This window comes from Pseudomonas sp. B2021 (genome assembly GCF_018135665.1).
In the GTDB taxonomy this organism is placed as follows: Bacteria; Pseudomonadota; Gammaproteobacteria; order Pseudomonadales; family Pseudomonadaceae; genus Aquipseudomonas; species Aquipseudomonas lactis.
Window position 1 is genome coordinate 1 of record NZ_SMOF01000036.1, and the last position, 318, is coordinate 318.

A 318-nucleotide genomic window follows, 5' to 3' on the forward strand; every position below is an offset into this window, starting at 1 on the left:
CGGCCGGTGAGGTTTCATAGCGCTCGCCGGTAGCGATGATATGCGCCACCAGCGGGCCGTGTGACACCGCCACGCCCTTGGGCAAACCGGTGGAGCCGGAGGTGTAGATCACGTAGGCGAGGTTGTCGCCGTCCAGCGCCACAGTCGGGGCCGTATCGGTGTAATCCGACCAGGCTTGCACCTGATCCACCGCCAAGACGTCGAGGCCGTCCGGGATCGGCAACCGGTGTTGCACGGCCGAATGGGTCAACAGCATTTTCGAGCGGCTGTCTTGCATCATGTACAGCAGGCGATCACGTGGGTATTCGATATCCAGCG

General features: G+C 62.9%; 1 protein-coding gene. It reads right to left on the reverse strand.

From position 1 onward, the window contains the following. On the reverse strand, window positions 1–318 hold a 318-nt coding region (locus E1K68_RS27560), incomplete at both ends, for an AMP-binding protein (protein WP_212614968.1).